General features: G+C 57.3%; 4 protein-coding genes. 1 reads left to right on the top strand and 3 read right to left on the bottom strand.

What is annotated here, in order from left to right; translation table 11 throughout:
* Positions 1–529 precede the first annotated feature (529 nt).
* From htpG to AC0KVN_RS27325, 3 genes are all read right to left on the bottom strand, one after another.
* Complete coding sequence (htpG, locus tag AC0KVN_RS27335; protein ID WP_048939470.1) at positions 530–2,416, bottom strand: molecular chaperone HtpG; 1,887 nt, start codon at positions 2,414–2,416, stop codon at positions 530–532.
* Positions 2,417–2,679: 263 nt separating this feature from the next.
* Positions 2,680–3,456 (bottom strand): SDR family NAD(P)-dependent oxidoreductase, encoded by a 777-nt coding sequence (locus AC0KVN_RS27330; RefSeq protein WP_048939471.1) that lies wholly within the window; start codon positions 3,454–3,456, stop codon positions 2,680–2,682.
* A 55-nt stretch (positions 3,457–3,511) separates the two neighbouring features.
* Complete coding sequence (locus AC0KVN_RS27325) at positions 3,512–3,931, bottom strand: winged helix-turn-helix transcriptional regulator (protein ID WP_346427721.1); 420 nt, start codon at positions 3,929–3,931, stop codon at positions 3,512–3,514.
* Positions 3,932–4,014: 83 nt separating this feature from the next.
* On the opposite strand from AC0KVN_RS27325, the gene AC0KVN_RS27320 reads away from it, so the two are divergent.
* Positions 4,015–4,749: an SDR family NAD(P)-dependent oxidoreductase gene (locus AC0KVN_RS27320; protein WP_435568267.1), complete on the top strand. Its 735-nt coding sequence runs from the start codon at positions 4,015–4,017 to the stop codon at positions 4,747–4,749.
* Positions 4,750–5,225 lie beyond the last annotated feature (476 nt).

Genomic DNA, 5,225 nt, shown 5'->3' with positions numbered 1-5,225 from the left:
TCTTGCTCGGCATTCAATGTCCCTTTCGCGGTCCAGACTATCATAGTCTCTGGGCCACTCAGCGGGGGGCAGATCACGAGAATCCTCTTCAGCAATAGGGGGGCTCGATGAGGAGGAAGGCAGCGGAGAGCTGCCCACTCCACCGAAAGAACCAATCACGATCGCCACACCAATGATAGCGATCGAAAGGGGACTTCCCTTTTGCCTACGATGTTTGGCGTGCCAATGATGGTACCGCTTCATTCCGACAGGATGGCGAGGGAGGTAAAGGAGCGGTTGCTGGCTCATTAGCGCGATGATTCAAAATTTGCCTCGTCGGCCGCTCAACAGAGGCAGAATGCCCCCCCACCCCATGGAGCGGCCATCCGATGGTCGGCCAGCGAACGGATTGAATAGGCCGCAAACGGCCTGAAAAACGCAAGGCCCGCACTCCAACGATCCGGACTCTGGTTTTGAGCGTCAGGCTTGAGCGGAATCTGCGCGGCCTCCTTAACTTGAAGAAGGGGAGCCCTCAGGCTCCCCATCAACATCACCCCAAGGCCTTCGCCATCAAACGCTCCAGCCGCTCGGCAAACGCGCGCGGATCAGTCGGTGCTTCGCCTTCAGCAATTCGGGCCTCATCAAGCAGAAGGAAAGCCAGATCTCTTCGTCCTTCTTCATCGCTATTGGCCTGTCCCAGCTTCGTGATGAGCGCATGACCGGCGTTGACCTCCAGAATGGGCTTAGCTCGCTCCGGCGCACGGCCGGCCGAAGCCAACATCTTTTCCAGTTGAAGGTCCATGGCATTGTCTGCGGCGACAATGCAGACGGCGCTGCTCGTCAATCGGTCCGAAATGCGCACATCTGACACCTGATCTGCCAGAGCCTCCTTTGCAAAAGCGATAAAACTATTGGCTTCATCGCTGGGCGCGGCAGCGGTGGCGTTCCCGTCGGCCAAGGGGATAAGACTCAGGTCAGCAGCCCCCTGCGTGACGGACTTGAAGGGCTTGCCCTCATAATCGACGCCCATCGTCGTCCAGAAACTATCGACCTGATCGGGGAGGAGCAGAACCTCGATGCCGCGCGCCCTGAAACCCTCGAGCTGCGGGGACTGCGCGATCCGATCCAGATCATGGCCGGTCGCATAGTAAATCGCTGTCTGATTTTCTTTCAGGGCACTGACATAGTCCTCAAGCGAACGCCATGCGCCGTCGGAAGTCGTACTCTTGAACCGAGCCAGACCCAACAATGTTTCGCGGCGATCAAAATCTTCGTAAAGGCCTTCCTTTAAGACCGGTCCGAAATTTTCCCAGATCGCGGCATATCGCTCAGGTTCACTTACTGAAAGTTTCTCCAGGTCGGAAAGTATGCGGTTGCCCACACCCTTTTGGATGGCAGACAGAACCGGGCTGTCTTGGATCATCTCGCGCGACATGTTGAGAGGCAGATCGGCGGAATCGACCAAACCGCGAACGAAACGTAGGTATCGCGGTAATATTTCCGCTTCGTCCGTGATGAATACGCGGCGCACATAGAGCTTGATGCGGCCCTTGCGGTCCGCGTCGAATAGATCGAACGGCTTGGTTTCGGGGATGAAGGTCAGAACCGAATATTCATGACGCCCTTCAGCACGATAATGCAGCGTCAGCGCCGGCTTGTCGAACTGACCTGCGACACTTCGATAGAAGTCAGCATAATCTTCCTCGCTGATGTCGGACTTCGCCTTGGTCCACAGCGCCAGGCCATCGGCGACCTGCTTTGGCTCATCTTCGCTGCCGGCTTCCTTAAGAAAGATCGGAATGGGGACATGGCCTGATTGCGCCTTGACAACCCGCTCCACGGTGAAGCGCTCGGTGTAAACTTTGGCATCGTCGAGCAGGTGCAACGTGACGCGCGTTCCGCGTGCAGGCGCGGCGCCAGGTTCGGCCGGCGCAATCGTGTAAGTGCCCAACCCATCGGAGGACCAGATGGCTGCATCAGGCTCTCCCGCCCGGCGAGAAATAACCTCGACCTTACCCGCCACCATGAATGCAGAATAAAAGCCGACGCCAAACTGGCCGATCAGTTGCTGCCCTTCGCCATTCTTGTCCGCAGCAAGCTTGTCCATGAAGGCCTTGGTGCCCGACCGAGCAATAGTGCCTAGTGTTTCACCCATATCCGCAGCAGTCATGCCGATGCCATTATCCTCGATCACGAGAGTGCCGGCTTCCTTGTCCAGCCTAAGCGTGATGCGCAATTGAGGATCATCCCCAAGCAGTATCGGGCTGGAAATCGCCTCATAGCGCAGCTTTTCGCAAGCGTCCGCGGCATTGGATATCAGTTCGCGCAGGAAAACCTCACGGTCGGAATAGACCGAGTGGACCATCATGTGCAGGAGCTTGGAAACATCTGCCTCGAAGGCCCGTGTTTCAGGGGCGGTAACGGTGTCCATTGTCATCGTCTCTCTGGCTCGCATCCTAGAATTGCGGGCGACAGATGGATCGAACGGTTTTGTCGTTCAAGAGGCGGGGCAAGGAAAGCATGGGTCGCGCATTTGAAAATGGTAGATTCTCGTTTGGATGGGCAGCTGAAGCTCCAGCCCAGCCATTCGCCTAAGGCGCATGTCGCTTGACGCAGCGCAATGCGGTTATTCGTGCAAGCCGACCAACGGCTTGCGTAGAAGTGCCAGAGCATTGGACTGAAAAATCCTTCGCCCGAGCATCACCCATTTTGCCCGATCGACACGCCAGTGAGCGCTTGCAGCGCCGTGAGCAGGCAATCTCCATGATCGGCGCTGGCTGCGGGAACTGCCGGCTCTTCGCGTCGCATGGCATGCCAATAGCCGCCGCTGGTCTGCGCTGCCTTATCGTTGCTTGCGGCGAGCCAGCTCTGCGTCGCCTGTCCGGTCGCGATGTCGACCGGCGCGGACGCGCCGCCCATGCGTGTGCGCACCCAGCCTGGATCGACGGCGTTACTCAGCACGTCAGGCCATCGCCGTGTCATCGCCATAGCAAACGCGACGATTTGAAGCTTGCTATCGGCGTAGGCCTGTTCCGGGTGCCAGCGACGCCGGGTCCAGTCGAGATCATCCAGACCGGCATTGCCGCCCCGGTGAAGCCCGCTGCTCATGTAGACAAGGCGCTCGGGCCGTTCGATGCAGGCGGTCAGGACATAAGGCGCCAGCAGATTGACCGCGGTCATAACACTGTGGCCTTCCGCCGTCCGACCGCTGCCACTCGCGCCATATAGTGCGGCATTGTGGATCACTGCGTCCATGCGACCGATTGCATTCACCGCATCGGCCAAATCTCGTGTTTCCGACAGCAGGCTGAGATCGCCGGTCACTATTGCCAAAGCTTGCGGCATTTGCGCTGCCAGAGCCGCAGCCCGTTCGGCATTGCGGGCGTGGAGAACGACATCATGTCCGCCGGCAAGCAACGACTGCGCAGCGGCCAGCCCAAGGCCGGTCGAACTGCCAGTGATGAAAATTCTCGCCATATCGACTCTTTGCTCGGCGCATGGCCAGCGCCCAGAGGGCCAAAACGCATCGGGTCTATCTACGCTGCCAACCTTCGCGTTCGGCGAAGATCCTCTGCATTTCCACCATATTCTCGGTGCCCCAGCTGCATAAAGGCTCGAGCGCCTGAGCGAGGCTTTGGCCGAGGGGCGTCAGCGTATAGTCCACGCGCGGCGGCACTTCCTTGTAATCGGTGCGCAGCAGGATCCCATCTGCCTCCAGTTCCTTCAACTGCTGGATCAGCACCTTGTCGCTCACGTCGCGGATCGCGCGTTTGAGCGCGCCGTAGCGATTGGGGCCCTGGAGCAGGAAATAGAGGATCAATGGCTTCCATTTGCCGGCAATGACTTTGAGCGTTGCGTCGAGGCCGCAAGTGAAATTGGGAGCGACGGTTCCGGCCGAACAGCCCCCTCCGAGCATTGGAGAGACAGCCAGGGATTTGGGCTCTTCAGACATTTTCGATACTTACCAAAAGGTGCATACTTGCCGATAGGTATATGCGCCTCCAGCTACGTGCAACCTTAGATTTGGAGGCATCCATGAATAGACTGCAAGGCAAGACCGCCATCATAACAGGTGGCGGTACGGGCATTGGTCTGGCTTCGGCCAGGCGTTTCATTGCGGAGGGCGCGTTCGTCTACATTTTCGGGCGTCGACAGGAAAAACTCGATGCTGCCTTAAGCGAACTAGGGGCAAATGCCCGCGCAGTGGCGGGTTCGGTTGCCGATCCTGCCGATCTCGATCGCTTGTTCGAGACGGTGAAGGCAGAACGCGGATCGTTAGACATTCTCTTTGCCAATGCAGGAACCGGCGCGCTGGTGACGCTGACGGACATTACTGCCGACCATTATGCCGAAACCTTCGACGTCAACGTGAAGGGCACGATCTTCACAGTGCAAAAGGGACTGAAGCTCATGGACACAGGCGGCTCGATCATTCTGACCGGGTCAACCACGGGTGTGATGGGGACACCGGCCTTCAGTATTTACAGCGCCTCCAAGGCTGCCGTGCGCAATCTTGCGCGCAGTTGGGCGCAGGATCTGCGGGGCACGGGAATCCGCGTCAATGTGCTATCGCCCGGGCCAACGCTGACCGAGCTGGCGGCCGAGGTCGTCGGCAGGGAGGCAATGATCGAAATGGGGGCAACCACCCCGATCGGTCATGTTGGTGATCCATCCGAAGTGGCGGCGGCCGCCGCCTTCCTGGCCTCATCTGACAGCAGCTTCATGACCGGAAGCGAGCTATTCACTGATGGCGGGCTGGCGCAAATCTAGGCTGCATACCGTTCGTCTCGCGCCGGCTTGCTTCAGTGCAAGCTGGCGCCATGTCGCTGATAATTGGATGATGCTCAGACTGCTCGTCTACCTGCATTATGAACGATGGCATGCGCTGTGCGGCATGTAGCACCTTCTCCAAAATCTTACCGGCACGAAATCTCATATCAGTTATTCAAAAAACCCTTCCACTGATATGGAACAAAATAAACAATGGCAATTAAAGCTATTCACGTTGCACAAATGTAAATAGCAATTATAATCGCACTTTTTCAACAAATTTACGATATTACGGAGCGTGATTACTTTAATTTGATCACATGGCTTGGCATAAATAAGAGATATATTTGCATATAAATATAAATTATCGGTCAGATAATTTTGCTGACACCTGGCAAACTGGACACCTCGAAGAACCGTCGGATTATGTCCAACTGGGCGCAGGAGGAGGCGGCAGCGGGCGGGTAGTGCCGATT

It is taken from the genome of Sphingobium sp. SG1, assembly GCF_057063145.1.
Note: the sequence above shows the minus strand (reverse complement) of the source record. Positions and strands in the feature narration are given on the sequence as shown.